The organism is Pontibaca salina, from assembly GCF_016307205.1.
In the GTDB taxonomy this organism is placed as follows: domain Bacteria; phylum Pseudomonadota; class Alphaproteobacteria; order Rhodobacterales; family Rhodobacteraceae; genus Pontibaca; species Pontibaca salina.
The window spans coordinates 96,785-119,746 of sequence record NZ_JAEIJD010000008.1; the positions used below are offsets into that span (position 1 = coordinate 96,785).

17 protein-coding genes and 5 pseudogenes are annotated in these 22,962 nt (G+C 55.0%); 12 read left to right on the plus strand and 10 right to left on the minus strand.

Annotated features, from left to right (window positions below; translation table 11 throughout):
• Positions 1-49: 49 nt before the first annotated feature.
• Positions 50-1,315: pseudogene (locus JAO82_RS10815) on the minus strand (IS256 family transposase).
• A 90-nt stretch (positions 1,316-1,405) separates the two neighbouring features.
• On the opposite strand from JAO82_RS10815, the pseudogene JAO82_RS10820 reads away from it, so the two are divergent.
• The 3 genes and pseudogenes from JAO82_RS10820 to JAO82_RS10830 form a co-directional block, all read left to right on the plus strand.
• Positions 1,406-1,657, plus strand: a pseudogene (locus JAO82_RS10820) (transposase); the annotation flags it as partial.
• Between the two features lie 64 nt (positions 1,658-1,721).
• Positions 1,722-2,468, plus strand: coding sequence for an IS21-like element helper ATPase IstB (istB, locus tag JAO82_RS10825; RefSeq protein ID WP_198686394.1), 747 nt, complete (start codon positions 1,722-1,724; stop codon positions 2,466-2,468).
• 363 nt (positions 2,469-2,831) lie between these two features.
• Positions 2,832-3,827: a glycosyltransferase family 2 protein gene (locus JAO82_RS10830; protein WP_198686395.1), complete on the plus strand. Its 996-nt coding sequence runs from the start codon at positions 2,832-2,834 to the stop codon at positions 3,825-3,827.
• A gap of 19 nt (positions 3,828-3,846) precedes the next feature.
• On the opposite strand, the gene JAO82_RS10835 is transcribed toward JAO82_RS10830, so the two are convergent.
• Positions 3,847-4,584 (minus strand): glycosyltransferase family 25 protein, encoded by a 738-nt coding sequence (locus JAO82_RS10835; protein WP_198686396.1) that lies wholly within the window; start codon positions 4,582-4,584, stop codon positions 3,847-3,849.
• A gap of 382 nt (positions 4,585-4,966) precedes the next feature.
• Here JAO82_RS10835 and JAO82_RS10840 point away from each other — a divergent pair.
• Positions 4,967-5,404 (plus strand): annotated as a pseudogene (locus JAO82_RS10840) (helix-turn-helix domain-containing protein); the annotation flags it as partial.
• 103 nt (positions 5,405-5,507) lie between these two features.
• Positions 5,508-6,236, plus strand: coding sequence for an IS21-like element helper ATPase IstB (gene istB, locus JAO82_RS10845; protein ID WP_232897351.1), 729 nt, complete (start codon positions 5,508-5,510; stop codon positions 6,234-6,236).
• Between the two features lie 56 nt (positions 6,237-6,292).
• On the opposite strand, the gene JAO82_RS10850 is transcribed toward istB (JAO82_RS10845), so the two are convergent.
• Both JAO82_RS10850 and JAO82_RS10855 read right to left on the minus strand, forming a co-directional pair.
• Positions 6,293-7,303 (minus strand): glycosyltransferase family 2 protein, encoded by a 1,011-nt coding sequence (locus JAO82_RS10850; RefSeq protein WP_198686397.1) that lies wholly within the window; start codon positions 7,301-7,303, stop codon positions 6,293-6,295.
• Positions 7,300-8,133, minus strand: coding sequence for a sulfotransferase family 2 domain-containing protein (locus tag JAO82_RS10855; RefSeq protein ID WP_198686398.1), 834 nt, complete (start codon positions 8,131-8,133; stop codon positions 7,300-7,302). Before JAO82_RS10855 ends, JAO82_RS10850 begins: the two co-directional genes overlap by 4 nt.
• Before the next feature lie 411 nt (positions 8,134-8,544).
• Here JAO82_RS10855 and JAO82_RS10860 point away from each other — a divergent pair, with 411 nt between their 5' ends.
• Positions 8,545-9,351 (plus strand): glycosyl transferase, encoded by an 807-nt coding sequence (locus JAO82_RS10860; RefSeq protein ID WP_198686399.1) that lies wholly within the window; start codon positions 8,545-8,547, stop codon positions 9,349-9,351.
• A 399-nt stretch (positions 9,352-9,750) separates the two neighbouring features.
• Positions 9,751-10,855 (plus strand): annotated as a pseudogene (locus tag JAO82_RS10865) (IS3 family transposase).
• A gap of 124 nt (positions 10,856-10,979) precedes the next feature.
• On the opposite strand, the gene phnE reads toward JAO82_RS10865, so the two are convergent.
• The 6 genes from phnE to JAO82_RS10895 all read right to left on the minus strand — a co-directional run bounded on the left by phnE (position 10,980) and on the right by JAO82_RS10895 (position 17,756).
• Positions 10,980-11,807 (minus strand): phosphonate ABC transporter, permease protein PhnE, encoded by an 828-nt coding sequence (phnE, locus tag JAO82_RS10870; protein WP_198686400.1) that lies wholly within the window; start codon positions 11,805-11,807, stop codon positions 10,980-10,982.
• Positions 11,794-12,582, minus strand: a complete 789-nt coding sequence (locus JAO82_RS10875; RefSeq protein ID WP_198686401.1) for a phosphonate ABC transporter ATP-binding protein — start codon at positions 12,580-12,582, stop codon at positions 11,794-11,796. Before JAO82_RS10875 ends, phnE begins: the two co-directional genes overlap by 14 nt.
• A gap of 4 nt (positions 12,583-12,586) precedes the next feature.
• The gene (locus JAO82_RS10880) at positions 12,587-13,453 is read right to left on the minus strand and encodes a phosphate/phosphite/phosphonate ABC transporter substrate-binding protein (RefSeq protein ID WP_198686402.1); all 867 of its coding nucleotides are present in this window, start codon (positions 13,451-13,453) and stop codon (positions 12,587-12,589) included.
• Between the two features lie 15 nt (positions 13,454-13,468).
• Positions 13,469-15,352 carry a c-type cytochrome gene (locus JAO82_RS10885; RefSeq protein WP_198686403.1) on the minus strand — a complete coding sequence of 628 codons (1,884 nt, stop codon included), beginning with the start codon at positions 15,350-15,352 and terminating at the stop codon, positions 13,469-13,471.
• 1,203 nt (positions 15,353-16,555) lie between these two features.
• Positions 16,556-16,852: a hypothetical protein gene (locus JAO82_RS10890; RefSeq protein WP_198686404.1), complete on the minus strand. Its 297-nt coding sequence runs from the start codon at positions 16,850-16,852 to the stop codon at positions 16,556-16,558.
• A gap of 16 nt (positions 16,853-16,868) precedes the next feature.
• Entirely contained in the window at positions 16,869-17,756 is an 888-nt protein-coding gene (locus JAO82_RS10895) for a LysR substrate-binding domain-containing protein (protein ID WP_198686405.1), read from the minus strand.
• A 175-nt stretch (positions 17,757-17,931) separates the two neighbouring features.
• Here JAO82_RS10895 and JAO82_RS10900 point away from each other — a divergent pair, with 175 nt between their 5' ends.
• The 5 genes and pseudogenes from JAO82_RS10900 to JAO82_RS10920 all read left to right on the plus strand — a co-directional run.
• Positions 17,932-19,269: an aminomethyltransferase family protein gene (locus tag JAO82_RS10900; protein WP_232897352.1), complete on the plus strand. Its 1,338-nt coding sequence runs from the start codon at positions 17,932-17,934 to the stop codon at positions 19,267-19,269.
• 132 nt (positions 19,270-19,401) lie between these two features.
• Complete coding sequence (locus JAO82_RS10905; protein ID WP_198686406.1) at positions 19,402-20,346, plus strand: methylenetetrahydrofolate reductase; 945 nt, start codon at positions 19,402-19,404, stop codon at positions 20,344-20,346.
• 98 nt (positions 20,347-20,444) lie between these two features.
• Positions 20,445-21,536 (plus strand): aminomethyltransferase family protein, encoded by a 1,092-nt coding sequence (locus JAO82_RS10910; protein ID WP_198686407.1) that lies wholly within the window; start codon positions 20,445-20,447, stop codon positions 21,534-21,536.
• A gap of 141 nt (positions 21,537-21,677) precedes the next feature.
• Entirely contained in the window at positions 21,678-22,649 is a 972-nt protein-coding gene (locus JAO82_RS10915) for a glycine betaine ABC transporter substrate-binding protein (protein WP_198686408.1), read from the plus strand.
• Between the two features lie 75 nt (positions 22,650-22,724).
• Positions 22,725-22,962, plus strand: a pseudogene (locus JAO82_RS10920) (glycine/betaine ABC transporter permease); the annotation flags it as partial.

Here is a 22,962-nt window from a genome sequence, read left to right on the forward strand (position 1 = left end):
GTGTTGAGCGCAAGTCGAGCTATGCTTGAATCTGGGTGATGCGGCCTGATCAAGCGGCGTGGATTTCGGCGTCGATTTCCGCAACACCGTCGGTGAATGTGACGCCTTCTATGATCATTGGCAACCGGTTCGCGCCCTTCAGACGGCGCCAGGTCTTCGAAGCGGCCTAAATCAGCTTGAACACCATCAGCTTCGCGGTCTTCTGCGACAGCGCGCCCTTGGTCCGCACGGTCCGGTGCCGTACGGTGGCGAAGACGCTCTCGATTGGGTTGCCGGTGCGCAGGTAATCCCAATGTTTGCCGGGGAAGTCATAGAAGGCCAGCAAGGCGTCGCGATCCTTGGTCAGGCAGGTCACCGCCTTCTCGTATTTGTCCCCGTATTTCTCGGAGTAGAGGTCCATGGCGGTTTGTGCTACGGCGCGGGTCTCCGCCTGCCAGATGTCGCGCGGGTCTGCCTTCACCGTCGGTTGCATCGACTTCGGAAACTTGTTCAGAACGTTGGCGATTTTGTGAACCCAACCCCGTTGATGCCGGGTGCCCGGGAAGACCTCGTCGAGCGCCTTTCAGAATCCCATGGCGCCGTCGCCCACAGCGATCTCGGGTGGGACCGCGAGACCGCGTGCCTTGATGTCGATCAACAGTTCGCACCTGCTCTGCGCGCTCTCGCGGACGACGGTTTGAAAGCCCACTAATTCCTTCTTTCCTTCGGGCGTGGCCCCGAGAATGACCAGCATGCATTCGGCCTGCGGCTCCATCCAGGCCTGCAGATAGACCCCGTCCGCCCAGATGTAGACATAGCGGCGCCCTCCGAGATCACGCCGCTGCTAGCGATCGTAGTCCTGCTGCCATTCCCCGGTCAGGCGCGAGATCACACTCGGCGACAGGTTTGGCGCATCCTTCCCCAGGATCGCAGTCAGCGCCTCCTGGAAATCCCCCGTCGAGATGCCGCGCAATTAGAGTACGGGCAGCAGGGCATCGAGGCTGCGCGACCGCCGCGCCCATTTCGGCAGGATGGCGGAGCTGAAACGCACGTTCTCGTCAGCAGGTCCGGCCGCGCGGTCTCGCACCTTCGGGCGGCGCACATCAAGCGCACCGATCCCGGTCTGGATGCTGCGCTCCGGTCCATACCAGTACCGGAAAACCCGCTGACGCCCATCCGGCAGGGCTTCCTGAGAGTATTGATCGACAAAGGCGTCGGCTTCAGCCCGCAGAGCCGCCGCCAGCATTCGGCGCACCCCGTCCCGGGCAATCTCGGTCAGCGGATCATCCACAAATTCATGCTGACGCAGGGCGATGATTTCTGTATCGTTCTTCATGGCGTATGGTTCCGTCTGGAAGTTCTGGCAGGCCTCAACACCCGCCAAGATATGCTGCGTTCTCAAACACCGTCACCCATTTCCCGGCATAGCTCGCGCAAGTCTCGCGCGGGGCGCAAGCCGATGGACGCAGTGTTGATGGTCAAGGCCCTGGTCTTTAGCGCGCTTTAGAACCTGTCAGACGACCAGAGCGAATATCAGATCCGCGACCGGCTCTTCTTTATGCGCTTTCTGGGTCTTGGCATGGAGGATCGTGTGCCGGACGCTAAGATAGTCTGGCTCTATCGAGACGCGCTGGCGCAGGCGGACCAGGTGGAAGAGCTGTTTTGTCAGTTTGACGGACTGGACCTGTCACGGTTTGATGCCGCTCCTTTGATAGCATTTACTGCAACAAAGGAGATGACCTATGGGCACGGGAAGAACGGATGAATTCCGCAAGGATGCAGTGCGAATTGCGCTGACCAGCGGGCTGACGCGGCGGATCGATGTCGCCCTGCGCAGCGCCAAGCTCCTGCCGGTTAAGACGCTCGAAGGCTTCGACTTCGGCTTCCAGCCATCGCTGGACCGGGTACGGATCGCGGCCCTGGCCCGGCTCGACTTCATCCATCGCGCCAAGGTCGTCCACTTCCTCGGCCCGCCCGGCACCGGCAAGAGCCATCTGGCCACGGCCCTCGGCGTCGCCGCGGTGAAGACCGGTCGAAGCGTCTATCGCGCCACTTTGGCCGATCTGATCGCCGCTCTGGGACAGGCCGAAAGGGAGGGCCGACTGGCCGAGAAGATCCGCTTCTATATGCGGGCCGCGCTGCTCATCGTCGACGAGATCGGCTACCTGCCGATCACCCCGGGTGGCGCCAACCTGTTCTTCCAGCTGGTCAACGCCCGCTACAAGAAAGGAGCCATGATCCTCACCTCGAACCGCGGCTTCGCTGAATGGGGCGAGGTGTTCGGCGATCCGGTGGTTGCAACCGCGCTGCTCGACAGGCTTCTGCATCATGCCGTCGTCATCCAGTTCGAGGGTGCCAGTTACCGGCTACGTGCTCACGCCGACCTCATACCCGAGCATGTCCGCGCCAACGCCCCCATCACCCCGCCACCGCCGCCGAAGCGCCGAGGGCGGCCACCAAAACCTAAAAACGGAGCCGCAGATCTCTAAAGCCGGCTGATCACCGGACACGTGCAGGTGGGGAATTTTACTTTGGCACTTCTCGGGAAGCTCAAACGGCGTTGACATTAGGCCCGGGGGGTTGAAAAACAACACTTCAAAGGCGGCGCGCCGCAGGTCTTGGGCACCACCAAGGCGAGAGTGGCTGAAATTACGTGCGCCTCATGCGGCTGCAAGCGCTACGCGCGAGCAGAAACGGTCAAAAATCGAGGTGCCCTCAACGGTATGGGTCAGCCATTTCCCTCACTTCTGAGCGGAAGTCTGCTATAGCCTATAGTAATGCATTACTGCAGTTTCACGATTATATCTTGGATCGCATACCTTTACCCTACAATAATAAGACTGTGGTATCTAATGACAAACTTCTCACAAAATAAGCGTCTAAAACAATTGAGTGTCGTCGTTGCTATTCTGACGCGCGACAGACCGAGGATGTTAAAAGCTCTTCTACACTCCTTGGCAAGCTTGCAGGCCCCAAATAACTGCTTGGTGCGATTTTTAATTGTCGAGAATAATGAGAGTAATAGCCAAGAAGAAACCGTCAAATCCATAAGGCCTTTGATCACGTTTGGAACGATTCACTATATTTTAGAAACAAGCCTAGGTATTGCGACTGCACGAAACACCGCTGCTAAGGAGGCAGCTCGGTTCGGGTCTGATCTGTTAGTCTTTGTAGATGATGATGAGACGGTGCCCACCGAGTGGCTTTCGAATTTGATTGATGGCTATAGAGAAAGTGACGCAGTATTACTAGGAGGGCCTATTCGAGCTGCGCCTCTTATAGGGAAACATAATTGGACTGAAAGGTTAATGCATAGAAATATTTTTAGACGATATTTGCGGAACGAAAGGCGCGCTGCGCGTCAGGCGTCATTAAGAAAAACGTCGAGAACAACGATAGTAACTAATAACTGGATTGGTCAAGTCTCTCTTTTCACCGATTACAAGCTCCGCTTCGATGAAAAGTTGAATTGGTCAGGCGGAGAGGATACAAAATTTTACTCTGACGTCCGTGCATTAAAGCTTACGACGGGCTGGATCCCTGATGCACCTGTTTATGAAACTATTCCACGAGACCGATTGACGTTGCAATATCAATACAATCGCGCCAAGGATCAATCGACAACAAGCTTTAGGAAGAAGCTGAAGGCGAAACGGATAGCTATTTATACACTTCCGGTATCGGTGGCGATCAAGTCCGTCGTCATGGTGTCCTTGTTGCTCCTGATACCAGTAACGTTAGGTGCGACATATCTATCATTTGCCCGAACTTCCGGTTGGATAGCAGGGCGAATATCCGCTATCGGTGGCGCAAAATCGGAACATTATAGAACTGTCACTGGAGAGTAAGTTCATCTTTAAACAGAGCTTATTTAATTTCGACAGAAAGACGTTTTCGTAGCCATCGATGCCAGTAGGCTCCTCGGCCAAATCTTTTATAACGTGCTGGTTTCTCGAAGCTATCTACCATGTCGCGCCTTTGCTGTTCAAGATATGAATCTCGTGATTGGTCTTGCGGATGGCCAACTAAACGAGGGATAGTTATATGAGCTTTCAACTCTCTAATTTCACAAGGCCAGTCTGCTTGGCCAGATATTGGAATAGACGATTCATGTAAATACGAGGCGCCTCGATACGAGACGGAGTATCCTGTTGTTAGAAATGGATTGAACGCTACCGGTCGCAATATAACGCTCCCAGATCTAAGCTTTTGTGCGCCGCGCCAGACGCGAGCGCGTTTGTAATCGAATAAAATGAGATCAGCAGACTGATAACCACTTGCGACTACGAAGTCCTTAAAGCCTTTAAGGGGAATGGCATCGTCTTCAAGGACAATGGCCCCTGGAATGTCCCGATCAATGATAGTTTTGTAAATTATCTGATGCGATAGGGCGCAGGCGAATTCACCGTTGGTCAGATCACGCCCCATTACGATGCGTGCTTTGTCTCGGTCGATCAGAGTCTCGTATTTCGATGGTAAACCATCTCGACCATCTATAGCGTCGACAATTTCGAAGGGCATATCTAAGCTTCTGAGGGCATTAGATATGGCTTGACGACGAACTTTTGCGTCTGGGAGTGAGATGATGAGTATTGGCCAGCTCATTTGATGCTCCATTTGTCCGCGCGTTCTCCGTTCAGGCGGAGCCGCTATAAACGGTTAGTAAGTGTGATGCACTGACTAGGCAAGCGCCGCTCAAGATTTGCACGCTGTACAGTACAACCTTTATGATGCAGAGGTTGCGCTAAGCGGTTGCAGGAATAAAGCCAGCTGATCTAAAAGACGAAGAGCATAATCTCTTTAATAATACAACATAGGGGACGTCTGATTGTTGATTGTTACTGAGAACTGACCCGGTATGCTCATAAATAGTCACTGAGAATTGACCCATGTGAACACACTGCCCCGACAGTTTTCGTTGGGGGATTGGGAGTGATAGACGTGGGGTTTTTTTAGTGTCATCAGACGCTGGGCATTGCGTGACAAAATGCCAATCAGAGAGATTGCTCGTCGGACAGGTTTGTCTCGAAATACGATCAAGAAGTACCTGCGCGAAGGCGCGGTGAAGCCAAAGTTCAAGGCGCCCAAGCGTCCAAGCAAGCTGGGCCCATATGCGGATCGGTTGTCTGCCTGGCTTTTGATCCAAACCCGCAAGTCGTGCAAAGAACGGCGAACAGTCAAGCAAATGCACGCTGATTTGGTTCATCTGGGATATATTGGCTCCTGCGAACGCGTGGCAGCTTTTGCTCGTTCGTGGCGTGCAGAACGCCATCGCGTTGAACAGACGGCAGGGCGGGGCACGTTTGAACCTTCGGTGTTCCAGGCAGGGGAAGCCTTTCAATTCGATTGGAGCGAAGACTGGGGCAATATCGGTGGTGAGCGGGTCAAGCTTCAGGTCGCCCATATTAAGCTGTCACATAGCCAAGACCGCTATGACGGCCTGAGACATGCTGGGGAGAAACACCATGCGTCATGACCCAGCAGGAGCAACCATTGTTATCATGTTGCGCAGCCTCAAGCTTTAAGGAATGGCAAACGCGGTCGAAGACCAGGTCGCCCAAGGTGCGCCGGCGTTCGGCGCCGCAACCCCGATGTTGTCACAACTGCTCAAGGCTGAGATCGCGCAGCGCGAGGTGCGTTCAATCGCCTACCATACGAAAGAGGCGCGCTTCCCTGCATACAAGGGCCTTGCAGGCTTCGACTTCTCTTCAAGCGAGATCAATGAAGTGACTGTGCGGCAGCTGCACCGATGCGAGTTCGTTGAAAGCGCAGAGAATGTCGTGCTGATGGGTGGTCCAGGAATGGGCAAAAGCCACACGGCAACGGCAATCGGCGACCAAGCCATCGAACACCACAGGCCCAAGGTACGCTTCTTCTCGACCGTAGAATTGGTCAATACCTTGGAGCAGGAGAAGGCGCTCGGCAAGGCAGGGAAGCTGGCTGAGATGCTGACGACAGTTGACTTGGTTATCTTGGACGAGCTCGGTTACTTGCCATTCAGCGCGTCTGGAGGTGCGCTTCTCTTCCATCTGCTCAGCAAATTGTATGAGCGCACCAGCATGATCATAACCACCAACCTCAGCTTCTCAGAATGGGCGCAGGTCTTCGGAGATGCCAAGATGACCACTGCGCTCCTCGATAGGCTCACACACCGCTGTCACAGTCTGGAAACCGGCAACGACAGCTTCCGCTTCAAAGCCAGCTCTGAGGCTGCAAAGAAAACAGGAAAGGAGACCGCAATATTGACCACATCATAAACTGCAGCGCATAACTGAAGGTGGGTCAAATCTCGGTGAGAATACCGGGTCAGTTCTCAGTGACAATCAACATGGCGATCATTCGATTGAAATGGTGATGCTCGAAAACTGCTTCGAAAAACCCTTAGCAAGACATACTGACGCCAGCTTAGGCAGTACATGCGCAGAAATAAGCGCTTTTGACAGGTAAGCACCTCTGCGTCAGGACGCTTATAGCAAGAAAGAAACACGTCAAGCATTCTTCGACGATCGATCCGCATGTTGTCAGACAGTATCTCATTTTCAACGCGCCGACGAAGTTTTTCACGCCATCTCTCAAAGCTGATCGCGTCGTAATGATAAACCTCGACGCCGCGCAGTGCCGAACGCAAATCCGTCACAGCCGTGGAGACGTTGTTACCCTGTATCTCCGCGTGGTGGGGGCCAATGTAATCGAATTTAGCGTCTCGGCGATAGATGTGCCTTCCTTGGCCGTGCCCTATCACGTTGTCAGTGAAAAAAACACTATCTTCACGATAGACCATGCGAGGCAGCATCTTGCGGAGTAGGCTAGGTAGCTTTTTGGGGTTCCGAAATCGCAAAGGTGTTCTGAAGCCCGTTGACCCAAAGGCAGACCAAGGGTCATCGTCTGGTAGCCAGACGGCCTCTGCCACCGGCAACCGAACTGATAAGATCTGTTTGGGTATCGCTGAAAGAGCGGTTGCATCTAGGTTGCCTGCAGATAAAAACTCATCGGCGTCCAATGTGATCAGCCAAGGATAACGAGCCTTCCGACAGGCGATTTGATGCACGGCGTTTTGTATGGTCTTAAAAGTCTTCGGCGGCTTCAAGTGAGGCTTGATTTCTGCAATTTCATAAATGGAGATTACAGAATATCCACCGTTGATTGGTTTGGCTTCAAGATAGCTTCGGAGATCCTCGGCATTATCCCCGTCATAAAATATGATGATGTCGTCAATTCCGATATCAAGGTGGTGTGTTATGAAATGGGCAATATCCTCGAAGTTTTCTTTCATTAACGAAACAATCGACAACATTACAGCGCTTCCCCCTTCAAAGACGGTCAATCGTAGCCAAAAGCCTCGAAGTCTTCCGCATACAACTTTTGTATACGGTAAATCATAGAGTTGCTGGCGATACGCTCGGTGCTTCGAGATGTGTTCATCCGGATGGAGGCCACACGCGCGGCTGCCTCTGCTTCTACACCAGCCATAATAAGAAATGACTGCAGATCCTTTGCAAGCGTTTCGACTCTACCGACATAATCATATTGGAACCGGCCCCAGCCGACGTTATCGACCTGAAGCCGCCAGTGCCTATCTGTTCTTAATCTTGATATTTCATGACTAGCCTCGACATAATCGAGGAAAATGTTGAGGTTGTCGGTTATACTTCGATTTTCATTATATCCGAACTTCCGGAATTGCGCCATATGGTAAACGTGATTTGGATTTCGCCTTTCGACTACAAAATCACGGAATGCTGACTCAAGCCGATCAACAGGATGTCGAACAAAGGTGACGGACTTATAAAGAGGTGATGAAAGGCGGGACATGTTCTTCTCCCAGTGCTCACGCCCTTGCGTGAGCACATCCGACTCTTTATGGATTCTCCCATTGTATTGATAGCCGCTTGCTAGCCGGAAAATGGCATGTGCAATTGAAGTGCAGGCCGCCTTCGAGTTCTTGGCAAAGATAATTTTCGGGTGTTCGGTGGAGAGTAGGTGGTCAAGGACGATGCGATCTGCGAGTGGCGTCCGGGCCAATTTCAACTTTTGACGATAATGTGTTGAGAAGGGGGCTAGCGCGCCGTAGTACCATTTTTCACGAACGTCTACTTCAAGTGTGACGCCGCAGTTTGTCATGGGGTGAATATTATTGTCGGCACTGATCGTCATGATTGATACATTGATTTGCTTGCTCCAAGGCGTGAACTCTTCATTTGCAGCGCGTCGTATCGGCTTCAATAATGCTTGCCGTCAACAGCTTCCCATCACATAAGACGCCGTCTTACACCCCGCAGCCATTACATGACTTCATTTAAGAGCGATAGCCCCTATCATTTTTATATCGCCAACAAGAGGGGCGCTGTCCACGACCGACGCTCTCGCTATAGGATCCGCCGACGATCGTCAGGCTGTTCTTCAGCGCCGGTCACATTTACCGCCAACCTCGGGTTTGGTTGGGCTGTCGGCGCTGGTAGGCTTGCATTGGTATAGATTACTGGCCAAAGCAAGCGATGAGCGGTCGCTAGCCAGAGCAGGGGTCGGGTACCGCGAAAATCGTTGGTGATCGGATCGGAAGTGAGCATGATGAAACAGGTAATTTGCATCAACTGGGGCACAAAATATGGGCCGCGGTTCATCAACCGGCTTTACGCCATGGTCGCGCGCAATATCACGCCGCCGTTCCGGTTCACTTGCTTTACGGACAACACCGCTGGAATTCGCCATGAGGTTGACGCGCAGCCGCTGCCTGAAATTCCGATCGAAATTCCAAAAACCAAGCGGGGCGTGTGGCCCAAGTCGCGGCTTTGGGGGCCCAAGCTGGGCGACCTTACCGGGAACGTACTGTTTCTAGATCTGGACCTTGTCATTACGGGCTCGTTGGATGACCTGTTCACCTATGGCGATCCTGATCAGGTTATCTTGTCACGCAATGCCGCAAAGCCCTTCGAGCGGTTGGGTCAGACCTCCTGCTTTCGTTTTCCGGTGGGCAAGCTGCTGCCCCTGCAAGAGGCATTCTGTGCCGATCCGATCGGCATTTCCGAGAAATATGGCTATGAGCAACGGTTCGTCACGCGCAAGGCACCGGGCGGGATCGACCTGTTTCCATCCCCATGGATCCGACATTTCCGTTACCAATGCTTGCCGCTGTTCCCACTGAACTGGTGGGTCACGCCCAAAGCGGGGAAGGGTGCGCGAGTGGTGATCTTTCCGGGCGGTGTGCACCCAGAGGTTGCCATTCGCGGCGGTTGGGTCCGTCGCGAAGGTTTCACTCTGTCCGACCATCTGCGCAATGCCAGCAAGCGCCCGAAACACGAAGGCTCGCTCTGGCGCTATCTGCGGCATTACACGCGTCCCACGCCCTGGGTGCAGGACGCGTGGCGGGAATAAGTTTGTCATTCCTGGGAATGTTGTGCTCGTTTTTCCAAGGATCGCTGAATAAGGATCAGGCTTGGCCGATACCGTTAGCACTTATAGTGATTTCAATAGAGTTTTGTCTTTATAGAGAGCTGATTTTAGCGGTTGTTCGGTCAAGGTTGTGAATCAGCGTCACATTTTGACTCACTCAAATCCAAGTGTAACCGCTGGATACTATTTCCAAAATTGCTCAATGCGCTGGGTCAACGTCAGTGCTGATTGTGACCCGGTGTGGTTGTTGTGATGTTATATCGTTTTAATATGTTGCTGAGATGCTTGGGTGGCTCAAATTGATCTGATCCCCGCAAACTGGACCACCTGAAGCTGGAGTTTTCCGCTACGATTTCCTGGCTGGGAGAGGAGCGGAATCACATGAAGGCATCGAAGTTTTCGGACGCGCGAGACAGGCGTTCATTATCAAACAGGGTGAGGAAGGCACGCCGGTGGCTGAGATCTGCCGAAAGGCGGGGATCAGCCAGGCGACCTACTTCAACTGGAAGAAGAAGTATGCCGGGCTGCTGCCGAGCGAGATGAAACGGTTGAAGCAGCTTGAGGACGAGAACGGGCGGCTGAAGAAGATCGTGGCCGACCTGACCTTGGACCGTGAGATGCTCCAGGACGTCATCCGGCGAAAGATCTGATGCCTGGTCGAATGCGCGAAGTTGTTCGCGGGATGTGCAGCGATTGGGCGGTCTCGATCCGGACGGCATGTGGAGCCATCGGATTTGACTGCTCGACGTTCCACTACAAATCCCGCCGCGCCGATCAGGCTGCCGTGGAAAAGCGGATCAAAGAGATCTGCGAAACGCGGGTGCGTTACGGTTATCGCCGGGTCCATGTGCTCCTGGACCGCGAGGGTTGGGGCATCAATATCAAGAAAGTATATCGTATTTACAGGGAGTTGGTCATGCAGCTGAGGAACAAGACACCGAAGCGGCGGGTGAAGGCGAAGCTGCGCGATGACCGTGCCGAAGCCGTCGGCCCGAACGACGTCTGGGCGATGGATTTTGTTCACGACCAGCTGGCGACGGGCAAGAAGCTGCGGGTTTTGACGGTCGTCGATACCTTCTCGCGATACGTGCCGGTGCTCGATGCGCGGTTCAGCTATCGCGGGGAGGATGTAGTGGCAGCACTGGATCGGGTCTGTCGGCAAACGGGCTATCCCAAGACGATCCGGGTCGATCAAGGCAGCGAGTTCATCTCGCGTGACATGGACCTCTGGGCCTATCAGCGCGGCGTCATCCTGGACTTCTCACGCCCCGGAAAACCGACAGACAACGCATTCATCGAAGCCTTCAATGGACGGTTCCGGGCCGAGTGCCTGAACGCGCATTGGTTCCTGACACTTGCGGATGCGGCCGAAAAGTTGGAGACTTGGCGGAGATACTACAATGAGGAACGGCCACACAGCGCGATCGGCAACAAGACCCCGATCACGCTAACGAAATCGGGGGGCACCACCAGCCTGTCACCCTGATCGAAGCCGGAAAACTCGCGCTAAGGGCGGTAGAAGGTTCGGGGTCAGACCAAAATTGTGATGTTGATTCACATACATGGCTGATTGCGATGGCGGCGGTTGGAAACTTGTCGTGGCGTTATCTTCAACGCAAAAGACTGCGCACGGCGCTGTTGCCCAATTCGATGAGAACCACGAATCCCACCACGACAAGCGCCAGCGTCGCGACCTTTTCGTATTGGAAAGCACGCACATACATCTGAATATAGAAGCCTATCCCGCCCGCGCCGACCACACCGAGGATGAGGGACTCGCGCAGGTTCATCTCGAAACGAAACAACGTATCGCGCAGCAGGTCCGGGGCAATTTGTGGCCAAGCACCAAAGCGGAGTCTCTGAAACATTGTCGCGCCGGCGCTTTCCAAAGCCTCTATGGGCGCAGGATCGACGCTTTCGATGGACTCGGCATAGAACTTGGCCAGCATCCCGGTTGCATGAAACGTGATCGCCAGAATGCCAGGGAGCGCACCCAGACCGACCGCGCCGACCATGATCATCGCGACCAGAATCAATGGGAGGCCGCGGATTATGGCCAACAGCGCCTTGACCGGCAGGTGCACCCAGCGCGGTGTAAGATTGGCCGCCGCCAATAAGCCAAAAATGGCCGAGAGAATAACGCAGCCGACCGTGCCCAGCACTGCGATCCGCAAGGTCTCGGCCGAGGATGCGATCACAACCGGCAGGACCGAAGGGTCAGGCGGCAACATCCGCCCTAGAAAGTCCAAGATACGGGTTCCGCTATTAGCAAGCTTTAGAAGATCAAAGTCGCTGCCGTTCCATGACCAGATGATCACCAAGGCCACCGTCAATGATATTGAGAACTGCCCGAATGAACAGGCCCGCGCGCGGGATCGCGTCCGCGATGCGCGATTGCTGCCGGTTGCAGTGGTAACATTGTGGTCAAGCGAACTCATGCGGTCTCTCGTGCTGTGTCGCAGCAGCGTTCCGGTAAATTCCGGATAATCGGTGTTCGTGCAATTGATCGGGCGGCCCATCAAAGACGATGCGCCCTGCATCCAACGCGATAAACCTGTCTACATAATCGGCGACCAGAGCGGGCTGGTGCGAGCTCAGGATCAAGGTCGCGTTTCGCGCGGAGGCCCGATCTCGCAGAATTGTAAGGATCGACTGGGCAGTCATTGGGTCAAGGCTGCTTATGGGCTCATCCGCAAGGATGAGGCGCGGGGTCTGGGCCAGACATCGCGCAATCGCGACCCGTTGGCGTTGACCGCCGCTGAGCCGGTCAACCCTTTTGTCGGCGAATGCGTCCATATGGACGTCGCACATGGCGCGATCAACCGCATGGTCGTCCTTGTCTGTGAAACGGCCCAATAGAGACAGGACCGGTTCCACATGTCCAAGACGACCATGCAACACATTGCGTCGCACGGTTTCCCGCTGCACCAGGGCGAATTCCTGAAACACAAAACCGACCTTGCGTCGCCATGACCGCGGCGGCTGTCGCTGGGGGTCAAGGCGCTGACCGAGAACCCGGCACGAGCCGCTCCACCCGCGCAAACGCCCATCGATCAGCTTGAGCAAGGTGCTCTTGCCCGCCCCTGACGCGCCAATAAGCGCAACACGTTGCCCGGCCTTGATGTGCAACTCGGAAATTGACAGCGTATTTCGGGTTTCGCGGCCATAGCGAAACCCGATGTCGCCCAATGAGATCGCACCTGCGGGCGTCATGAGCTTAGCCCAAGAGGCCATAGGCACGGGCGAGATCCCGCACCGGTTCATAGGCACCGGGGTCAGCGATGATGTAACCATCGGGGCTATAGACGTGCTGCAAAAGTTCCTGATGATCGGGGTCATTCAGCTTTAGCATGGCGTTGACGAACCGCTCCCGCAAATCCGCGTCAAGGCCGTCGCGCGCAATGACCCCGTGTGAGGGCAGGGACGGGGTTTCGCTGATCCAGATGACCTCTTGTTGCTGCTCGGGCGACAGCAGCAGTTCGGAATATTGGCTGGCACCGGCGGCATCGACCAGACCGCTGGCGACCGCTTGAATCGCTTGCTGATAGCCGCCGGCAAACAGCAGACGATCAAAGAAGGTGCTCGGGTCGGCGCCACGTTCCAGCAGGCCAGCCGCGGCAAATTCGTCAAGCGGATAGAGATAGCCGGATTCGGAAATCGGATCGGCAAAGGCGATGGTCTTGCCCTTCAGATCGGCAAGTTCCTTGATGCCGCGGTCGCGTCGGACAAATATCCGTGACGTGTAGGAGGGCTCGCCCCGATAAACTTCCTGCAGAATAATTTGGGCACCGACATGTTCATTTGCCAGCACGTAAGGCAAGGCTCCCATGAACGATATATCCGCATCGCCGTTGCGCAGAGCTTCGACAGCGGCCGCATGGTCACTGGTGACGAAGCCGCGCACCGGAATGCCGATCTCATCGCTTAACCATTCGGAAATTATGGCAATATCCCCGATCAGTTTTTCCGGGTTCTCCTGTGGGATAAAGGCAAGCACGAGATCATCGCGGCCCTGAGCAATCGCCCCCGACATCATCAGTGGGAGCGTTGCCGCCCCAAGCATAAAGCTACGTCTTTTCATCATTGCGGTGGCCCTCACTCAGTACATCTCTGCGTCATATTTGTCTTGTTTCTCTTGGAATGTTTCCCACAGGGCATCGGCGGTCTCCCAATCATCAGCGTCGACCGCGGCCCGCATATCACCCAGAATTCCTGCAAGCTCATAGACCTTTGGCTTGGCAGCCATGTTCATCATCCCGCTCGCATCCAGCGCCAGATCCCAGCCAACGGTTTTAAGCATCAGGCTGGCATTCTCCGCATCGCGATTGCGCGAGAAGGCATCATAGGTCGTGGCAAATGCGGTAAGCTCTTCCCACTCGACCCGGAACTCGGTGTTTTTGTCGTCAAACTCCTCATAGGGCTCGTCGATTTCACCGACTACGGTCACATAGGCCGTCAGGTCAGCGATTTCTTGCGGGTCAAGCTCCAACTCGTAGCGCGTATCGAACCAGCTGACGACGCTTTCAATGGTGGGCAAAGAGCCGTCATGAAAATACGGAGCGGTATGGCTGATACCGAGCAGGGTCGGCGTGGCATAGAACCTATCCATCGCCCCGTCATAGGTTTCACTGCCCGAGCCGATATTGTGGATCTGCCGATCGACGAAGGCCGCTGACGGTATATGGCAGGACGCACAGGACTTATCGTCCATCTGCGGGAAGGGTTTGCGAAACAGTGCTTCGCCCCGCAGTTCGCTATCCGATGCGCCTTCGGTCAATTTGCCGGCCTCATCAATGCGAGAATTCGGCAAGAAATCGATCTCGAGCATATAAGCGACTAACGCATCCAGCTGAAACTTGGTCGGCTCCGGCCCGGCAAACTCGTTCACGATGACGTTGCGGGTGAACTCTGCAAGGCTGGAAAACCGCCCGTCGTTTCCGTAGGGCGCGGTATAGCGCACGCCACGCAGTGACGGGAAATCCAGGCTTTTGCGGCGATGATCGTTGAACATCGGGTTGAAGAATGAGCCCCGCACATCCATTGCCCCCGGCTGATGGCTGATACCGGGAATGAAAAAGTCGCGGTTGACGTCACCGTTATTGTGACAGGTAGAACAGTTGATCCCCAATGAGCGCGCCGGCTCGCCCAGAATAAACGGGCTGTCAAACAGCATGTCGCCATAGGTGATCAGTGGCACGTCCGCCTCGTCTATCCCCATGCCTTCGGTGTTCAGGATCTGTTCGGGAAACGGGTCTTGATCGTTCAGGTCCGAACCGGGCGGTAGCCATGCCATGACCTTGACCTCGCCTTGGGCAGCCACGACGCCTTCGGGCAGCGGCGTCAGCGTCTGTCGCGGCAAAAACTGCTCTGGCTCAAAGTTTTCAATCAGGTAACTTTCAATTTTCTGCCGCGCATCGTCGAATGCTTGCGCGTTAGCGGCGATGACATGCGCGCCCGATATACCGCTCGATCCGACGGCGTTCATCAGATCGAGCCATGCCAAGCCGAGTGCCCGGCCTGATTCTGGGTCAGTCTCTTCAACAAAGCTTGCAAAACCGCGGTAAAGGCCTTGGGCCTCTAACGCTTTTTGATAGGCCTTGCCGGGCTGGTCGAGAAGCTCAGCCGCCTCATCAAGGGCAGAGCGGGTAAGGTGGGAGAGCGCTCGTGTCGTCACCTCATAAAGCTGTTGTCGATCTTCAGCATTAATCGCCTCAGATATTGCTTGATCCAGTTTTACAGCTTCGGTCTGAAAGAACTCGCGTGCCGGTCTGGTAATCTCGGCAGCAAGATGGGGCTCTTCATAGGCTTCACGCACCAGTTCCCACGGTACGGGCTCAAGGTCTGCCATGAATAGCATCGAGCGATAGGCCGCCGAAGCAGGGTGCCACGGCTCTTCCGTTACAATGTGGGCCGCGGCTGAAGTCACGCCAACGACGGCTAACGTAATCAGAGCAAAACTGGAGTTGCGTAAACGACTGACCATAGTCACCTCTCAGTGGCAAACGGCTATGGAAGCCGTAGTTGGTAATGATTGTCATTCGCAAGTACGGCTGAGCGGAGGAGAAGTCAACTTAGGGTAACCCTCGGCTGACCTCCGCAAGACGTCACCTATCTTCTGCATCGGAAGCAGCTTGTCGGGGAAGCACGACGATCCGCTGAAAGGCAGGGCGTGTTGACACGCTCAAGAAGGGCGTAGGATGTCCGAGTGGCAGTATAGCGAGCGCAAGCCTCAATCGTTGCGCTGAGCCTTCGCCGGTTCGCAAACTAGCCGCAGGGTCGGCCTTGCGGTTGCACTTGCGGTTGCATCTGGTGGGACAAGCGCAGGCTGGCAACGATTCCGGAGAGCGGAACTCTCAAAAGGCGAATCCTATGACGCATAGAAATACCACCCCGCAGTATAAAGCTGAGTTCCGCGCGCGCGGCGTTCGGCTTTTCGAAGAGACACCCCCATCCCGCCACCGATGCATTCCCCGCACACGCGGTGGGAATTACCGTTACGATTTTACCCACCAAAGTGTACAAGCAACATCTTGAGAAGATATAACAATACGGCAGGGGTCACGCCAAAAGCGGGGAAGGATGCGCGCGCTATGAACTTTACGGGCGGTGTGCACCCAGAGGTTGCGATTCGCGGCGGTTGGGTCGGTTGCGAAGGTTTCATTTGGTCTGACCATCTGCGTAACGCCAGCAATCGCCCGAAACGCGAAGGTACGCTCTGTCGCTATCTGCGGCATTGTACTCGGCCTACGACCTGGGTGAAGGACGCGTGGCGGGAATAAGTTTGTCATTTGCCAGGAATGCTGGGTGCATTCTTTGCGCAAGGTTTGTTGAATGAAGATCAGGATTGGCTGATACCGTTCGAGCCTATGGGGCTAACCTGCTGTATTGCAATTGTTTTAACGGCATTTTCTTTTTACTGAAGGTCAATTTTCGCGGATGTTCGGTCAAGGTGGTTGCGCCCTCCCGCAACCACTTTGACCGAACTGATATCGATATTCTTGCGAGACCCTTCTTCGGAAGGGTTTTTCGCATTTTGGGCCAGATCGATCATTGCCGTCAGCGCGCCGTCGAGTGTGAGGATGATCTCGCCGTCCTAATGCCTGAGCGTTACGCGTTCAATCAGCTCACGGATGACCTTGAGCCCTTGGGTGCGAATCTCTGGATCGGCCAAGGTCGCGGCCAAATCCTAGACCTTGCGGCGGTAGATCTCGGACAGATTGGGGTGGAGGCGCACCGGGGACGGGGGCGGAGCGGCGATTTCGCGGTCGAGTTCTTTGATCCGCTGCTCCATGTCGCTCAGTTTGGCTTGTAGGCCCGGTCTGCGGAGCCCTTCGGCAATCGCATCGTAGAGGCCATCAAGTTTGCGCGCCGTGGCATCGCGCTCAGATTGCAGACGGGCGCGCTTGGCCTCTTGCGCGCCATTATGGGCGTTTGTGGCCGTGCTATAGGCCGTCATGAAGCTCGCCACCGAATCCGGCTGCATCATCCCATTTTCTCAATTAACACAAAGAGACATGTTCCTCCGCCGCGTTCAGGATCCAGTCGCGGAATGCCTTAATGGCAGGATTCTCAAGTGCCTCTGCAGGATAGGCCAAATGGTATCCATACTGAGTGAGTTCCACCTGGGAGGTCCGAAAAAGCCGTCCGCCGGATAGCTCCTGCGCTATCAGGTGATCGCCGAGCGCTGCGCCTTGCCCGTCTATTACCGCCTGCACACGCACATTTGGATCGGGAATAATTAAATCATTCCGGGTGGAAACATAAGGTAAACCAGCAGCTTGATGCCAATCATACCAAGCGACGCTCCCCTCCCGATCCTGCAGAAGCGGAAGTTCCGGTAAGGTGGCTTGCAGGCCCAGCTCATCGATCCGGTTCGCGTAATATGAGCCCACGATCGGAAAGGCCGGGCAGGCGAACAGGAGCTCATTTGTCAGGTCGGTCCACTCGCCCCTTCCCCAGCGGATCACCATGTCTATGGTGGTGCCGCGCAAATCTATTAGCTCAACCAGCGGCTGAAGTCTGAGCGCGATCTTCGGGTGCTCGGACAGGAACCCCATAAGTCTCGGCGACAACCAGCGCGAGGCGAGGTAAGTCGAAAGCCCGATGGTGATCCGAGAAGGGTCCGTCTCGCGCAGGACGGAAATCTCGCGCTCCAATGCATTGAAGGCGGCCTGCGAGACATGCCAAAGCCGTCTCCCCTTATCGGTTAGATCGATCCCGCGGTGCCGCCGCATGAATACCGAAAATCCAAGTTCCTCTTCCAGTCGGGCGATCTGATAGCTGACTGCCCCCTTGGTGAGGTGCAACTCCTCCGCCGCTGCCGTCAAACTCATATGTCGTGCGACAATGTTAAAGAGACGGAGATTATCGTAATTCCGGAAACGCATATTTTCAGTTTAAATTTTTTTGACGCACTGTGCAAATCTTTTTGTTTGTCTGACGGACGAAAGAGCGACAACCTATCATTAATAAATGAACAACTGAGATATCTGGATGGCCGAATCTAACATCGCTCCGTTTGAATCGTTTTGTCGATAAGCGGATGCACTAGGGAGAAGTATTATGATTCCACACCACATCACTTCCGTCGATCAATCCGATAGGACGGTCCCTTACAATCTGCGCCAGACGGGCCGCACGCCTATCGAGATGCTGATCTTCACAAGGGTAAGAAAGTCGCCTTTTTGGCATCTCTCTATAGAGCAGGGCGCTTGGCGTGCGACGATCTATAATCGGATTTATCATCCCTTTGGTTATGTTCGCCCCGAAGACGGAGGGGCCATGGTCGAATATCGCGCGTTGAAGGAAAACGTAACCTTGTGGAATGTAGCGGTTGAGCGTCAAATTCGCGTTAAAGGTCCTGATGCAGAGGCTTTTGTCGATTATGTCATTACGCGCGATGCAACGAAAATTCCGGCAATGAAGGCGCGCTATGTAATTCTTTGCAATTCTAAGGGCGGGGTGCTCAATGATCCAATTCTGCTTCGACTGAGTCAAGATGAGTTTTGGTTTTCCCTTGCAGATTCTGATATTGGAATTTATCTGCAGGGTGTTAACCACGATAAATCTTTCGATGTCGAAATCGACGAACTTGATATCTGTCCGCTTCAAGTCCAAGGGCCCAAATCTCTTGCGCTGATGCAAGATCTTGTCGGCGACCAAGTGTCGCTATCAGAGATGCCTTATTATGGGCTCGCTGAGGCCAACATCGCCGGTTGCGAGTGCGTGATATCGCAGACGGGTTTCTCGGGCGAGGCCGGCTTTGAAATTTATCCACGCGATTCCACGCTACATGCCGAAGCACTCTGGTATACTATCTTGAAGGCTGGTGAGGCGCATAACCTGATGGTGACTGCCCCCCCGCATTGTCGGCGAATTCAGGCTGGAATTCTGTCATGGGGGCAGGACATGGATGACCAGCATAATCCGTTCCAATGCAATCTGGGATACCAAGTCTCACTTAGCGGCAAGGGCGAATGGAATAAGGCTGGTGATTACATCGGAAAACGAGCCTTGGAACAAATGCGCACCCAATTGCGCGCCGGTGAGCGGCCCTACAAACTCCAGTTGGTTGGACTCGTCATGGGTGGAAAGCCAATTGAGGATTTTGCGCCTGACTTCTGGCCATTAGCTACTGGAGAAGACCAGTCACCCTGTGGGTTTATCACATCCCCGTGGTATCATCCGGATATTGGGCGCAATATCGCAATGGGGTATGTTCCATTCGACGGCACGCTAAATCAACGCGGCTTTCCGATTGGTACTTACGGCAAGCAATTCAAGGCATATTTGCCGGATGAATACGCTGAATATCCAGGCCGGCCAGTCGACGCCGAAGTAGTTCCGATGCCGTTCACGAAATCCTATTTCGACAGCGCCAGAGAACGTTTTGCGACCTGACCGCATTTGTGGGCGTTGGGATCGGAATGTGGTCGAGGTGCGGCGGGACGCGGCAGCCGCCCGCGCGCGCCTCGAGACGCTGACCGGCAACGATGGCGGGGCGTGTATCTGAAAACTGCGTGGGAGACCCATATGACTCTGTTCAACTTGCGCAAACGTGATACGGCGGACCGGATGGCGGTTAATCCGCAAGCCGAGGCGCTGATCAGCGACTTCTCGATCGAGGTGATGCCGCGCACTGCCGACAGGGTGGAGGATTTTCGCGCGCTCCTGCCTGAAGGCACGCGGGTCTACATTGCCCATATCGACGGCACGCCGATTGAGGAAATGGTGCGTACTGCGTGCCGCCTGAACGCAGAGGGATTTGTGGTGATGCCGCATTTCCCCGCGCGTCTCATCCCCGACCGCGCCACGCTGGCCGACTGGATAGCGCGTTACCAGGGCGAGGCCGATGTGCGGCAGGCGCTGCTGCTGGGCGGCAGCGGAGCGCATCCGGCGGGGGAGTTCCACAGCTCGATGCAGTTGATGGAAACCGGGCTGTTCGACAAGGCGGGGTTCACCCGGCTTCATGTGGCAGGGCATCCCGAAGGCAATCGTGATATCGACCCCGCCGGCGGCACTGAAGTTCTGGATAGCGCGCTGCGGTGGAAGCAGGGCTTTTCCGAGCGCACGGCTGCCGAGATGGCCATCGTCACGCAGTTCATGTTCGAGGCGGGGCCGCTCATCGCCTGGGCCGAGGCGCTGCAGAAGGCCGCGATCACGCTGCCCGTCCATGTCGGAATCGCAGGGCCGGCGCGGCTGCAGACGCTGATCAGATATGCCATATCCTGCGGTGTCGGGGCTTCGCTCAAGGTGCTTCAGAAACGCGCGAGGGATGTCACCAAGCTGGTCCTGCCCTATGAACCCACCGAGGTGGTCACCGAATTGGCAGCCTATAAGGCTGCCAATCCCGACAGCAACATCGTCAGCCTGCATTTTTTCCCGCTGGGCGGTATTGCCCAGAATGCCAGCTGGGCCATCGCCCATGGCGGCACATCTGTCCGGCCACGATCCGCAGACTCGGACGGGCGAGCCTGAAAATCTCCATATTAGCCAAGCCTGCAGCAACCACGTTTTTATGGCTTGGCACAATCTTGAAATGCAGACCCATCAACATTGAAGGCAAAGGAAACGACATGACCACAGAACTCAGCCGCACCTCGGAGCTTGCTCACCGACACCGCGCTCTCGGCTCCGAACTCGAAGATTGGAATGGCATGGGGACCGCTTGGACCTACAACACTGACCCCATGGACGAACATGATGCCGTGCGCGAGGCGGCGGGAATGTTCGATATGTCACCGCTCAAGAAGGTCTTTGTTCGAGGGCCGGATGCGCAAGCGCTTCTCGATCACGCCACCAGCCGCGACCTGAGCCGCGTCACACCGGGTAAAGCCAGCTATCTCTCGGTCCTCACAGAAGAGGGTACGATGGCGGATGACGCGATCGTATCAAACAATGGTGGTGATGAGTGGATGATTGTGCATGGCTCTGGCAGCACACAGAAGATGCTGACCGCTTCAGGCGAAGGCCGGAATGTCGAAATAGCGCTTGACGATGACCTCCACAATGTTTCCGTGCAGGGGCCAAGATCGCTCGAAATCCTGAACCCGAACTGTAATGTAGATCTCGAAAAGCTCGGGTATTTCAATCATACTTTGGCCCAGATCTTCGGCCATCCTTGCCGAATTTCGCGCACGGGATATTCCGGAGAACGAGGGTATGAGATATTTGCCGACAGATCGGTCATCGTCGATATTTGGGATAAGCTGGCGGAGGCGGGGGTCATGCCCTGTTCATTCACAGCCCTAGACAAGGTGCGGATCGAGGCAGGGTTGCTATTCTATGATTTCGACATGAATAGCGCGCATACCCCTTGGGAGGTTGGTCTCGGCTTTACGGTGAACGCGGACAAAAAAGACTTCCGGGGGAAATCAGCTCTCATGGCTGCGAAGGGCAAGGAGCGGATCCAGAACGTAGGTCTTATCGTGGATCACCCGGACATGCTCAATGGGGAGGAGAGGCTACTCATCGGGAGCGAGGATGTCGGGATAGTCAACAGTCCCTGCTACTCCCACCGCATGGGAAAATCTCTGGCCCTCGGCCATCTACGCGCAGATATTGCCAATGGCACAGTGGTTCAGGTTGTGGGCGGCGACATCGAAACCACAGCAACGGTGAGCGCCATACCGTTTTATGATCCGTTGAAGACACGCCCCCATCAGTAGCTATAGCGAGTCAGACAAGATCCAATCCAGCTGGGGGAGGTGAACTGAGACGGGTAAGTAAAGTTCGGGAGCGGCTGGTCGATAGGTCTAGCGCTGCACCGACGTCAACATGAAATTATACCGTAAAAAAGGGAGGTAATTATGAAGACTGCGTCATTAGGGGTTTTCGGTTTCTTGGCCGTAATGGCTATGCCTGGAGAGGCAAAAGCCGAGTGCGGCGAAGTTTCCATCACCGAGATGAACTGGGCATCGGCAGCTATTGTCACCCAATTAGCCAAGTTTCTCATGGAGCAAGGGTATGGCTGCACGGTTACCGTGGTTCCATCCGACCCGACACCTGCGATGGTGTCCGTTGCCGAGAATAACGAGCCGCACATTATCACCGAGCTCTGGCTCAACGGCGTTGGTGACATTTACGACAGGTTGAAAGATGAAGGGAAGCTTGACGAATTGGCCCCGGTTTTAGATCCCGGAGGCGTAGAAGGGTGGTGGGTGCCGACGTATTTGGCTGAAAAACACCCAGAGCTTAAGTCGATTGACGGCGTGTTGGCCAATCCAGAACTGGTCGGAGGAATTTTCAATAACTGTCCAGATGGGTTTGGGTGCCGTATTCGAAACGACAATCTGGTTAGGGCCGTTGATATGGAAGGACACGGGTTAAAGGTGTTCAATCATGGATCGGGAGAGACGCTGGCAACATCCATTGCCTCGGCCTATGAAAATCAGGAAGCTTGGTTTGGGTATTACTGGGGCCCGACAGAGGTGATGGGTAAATATGATATGACCCGCGTATCACTTGGCAAATATCATACGGAAATTGATAGGGCCAATCAAAACGCGAACAACGCTGATCCGCAGATATCGGAATTCCCAGATGCTCCGGTTTACACAGTCGTTACAACGGACTTTAGGGAGCGCGAACCGGAAGTTGCTGAAATGATGAGCAATTTCACCATAGAGACAGACACGATGAGTGCTCTTCTTGGCTGGAAGAGTGAAAACTCAGCCTCGATCGAGGAAACGGTTGTGCGCTTTATTCAGGATCATTCCAACGCTTGGAGCAGTTGGGTAAGTGACGAGGCGCGCCAGAACTTGGGGAGGTTCATCGACTGATCCGAGGCAGTCGCGCAGGCGATACACGGTTGCAAAGGTTTGATCGGCTTGGCCGATAACTCGGAAGGCAAATTAATGGCCACTTACGATTTTATATTTGACCGTTTGGGTCTGCGTGACTGGTGTGGGGGCGAAGCAGATTTCGGCCCCACCGGCAAGCCCTTGTCGATGGCTGATTTGATGGCTCAAAGTAAAGCAAAAGAGGTCGAGGTGTCGGCTTGGGACACGCCCTTTCCCTCGCTGGATGCGCTGCACGACGCCTGTGCGGCGATCCCGCAATCGCGGGCTCTGACCCGCGGGCTGGAAGAGGGGT

Excerpts from the sequence above, each read along its gene's own strand:
- JAO82_RS10910 (WP_198686407.1), top strand. The coding sequence starts at position 20,445 with ATGACCACAGAACTCAGCCGCACCTCGGAGCTTGCTCACCGACACCGC.
- JAO82_RS10855 (WP_198686398.1), bottom strand. The coding sequence starts at position 8,133 with ATGACGATCAGTGCCGACAATAATATTCACCCCATGACAAACTGCGGC.
- JAO82_RS10885 (WP_198686403.1), bottom strand. The coding sequence starts at position 15,352 with ATGGTCAGTCGTTTACGCAACTCCAGTTTTGCTCTGATTACGTTAGCC.
- JAO82_RS10835 (WP_198686396.1), bottom strand. The coding sequence starts at position 4,584 with ATGAGCTGGCCAATACTCATCATCTCACTCCCAGACGCAAAAGTTCGT.
- JAO82_RS10905 (WP_198686406.1), top strand. The coding sequence starts at position 19,402 with ATGACTCTGTTCAACTTGCGCAAACGTGATACGGCGGACCGGATGGCG.
- JAO82_RS10880 (WP_198686402.1), bottom strand. The coding sequence starts at position 13,453 with ATGATGAAAAGACGTAGCTTTATGCTTGGGGCGGCAACGCTCCCACTG.
- phnE (WP_198686400.1), bottom strand. The coding sequence starts at position 11,807 with ATGAGTTCGCTTGACCACAATGTTACCACTGCAACCGGCAGCAATCGC.
- JAO82_RS10900 (WP_232897352.1), top strand. The coding sequence starts at position 17,932 with ATGATTCCACACCACATCACTTCCGTCGATCAATCCGATAGGACGGTC.
- istB (WP_232897351.1), top strand. The coding sequence starts at position 5,508 with ATGGCAAACGCGGTCGAAGACCAGGTCGCCCAAGGTGCGCCGGCGTTC.
- JAO82_RS10895 (WP_198686405.1), bottom strand. The coding sequence starts at position 17,756 with ATGCGTTTCCGGAATTACGATAATCTCCGTCTCTTTAACATTGTCGCA.
- JAO82_RS10875 (WP_198686401.1), bottom strand. The coding sequence starts at position 12,582 with ATGACGCCCGCAGGTGCGATCTCATTGGGCGACATCGGGTTTCGCTAT.
- JAO82_RS10915 (WP_198686408.1), top strand. The coding sequence starts at position 21,678 with ATGAAGACTGCGTCATTAGGGGTTTTCGGTTTCTTGGCCGTAATGGCT.
- istB (WP_198686394.1), top strand. The coding sequence starts at position 1,722 with ATGGGCACGGGAAGAACGGATGAATTCCGCAAGGATGCAGTGCGAATT.
- JAO82_RS10830 (WP_198686395.1), top strand. The coding sequence starts at position 2,832 with ATGACAAACTTCTCACAAAATAAGCGTCTAAAACAATTGAGTGTCGTC.
- JAO82_RS10890 (WP_198686404.1), bottom strand. The coding sequence starts at position 16,852 with ATGCAGCCGGATTCGGTGGCGAGCTTCATGACGGCCTATAGCACGGCC.
- JAO82_RS10860 (WP_198686399.1), top strand. The coding sequence starts at position 8,545 with ATGATGAAACAGGTAATTTGCATCAACTGGGGCACAAAATATGGGCCG.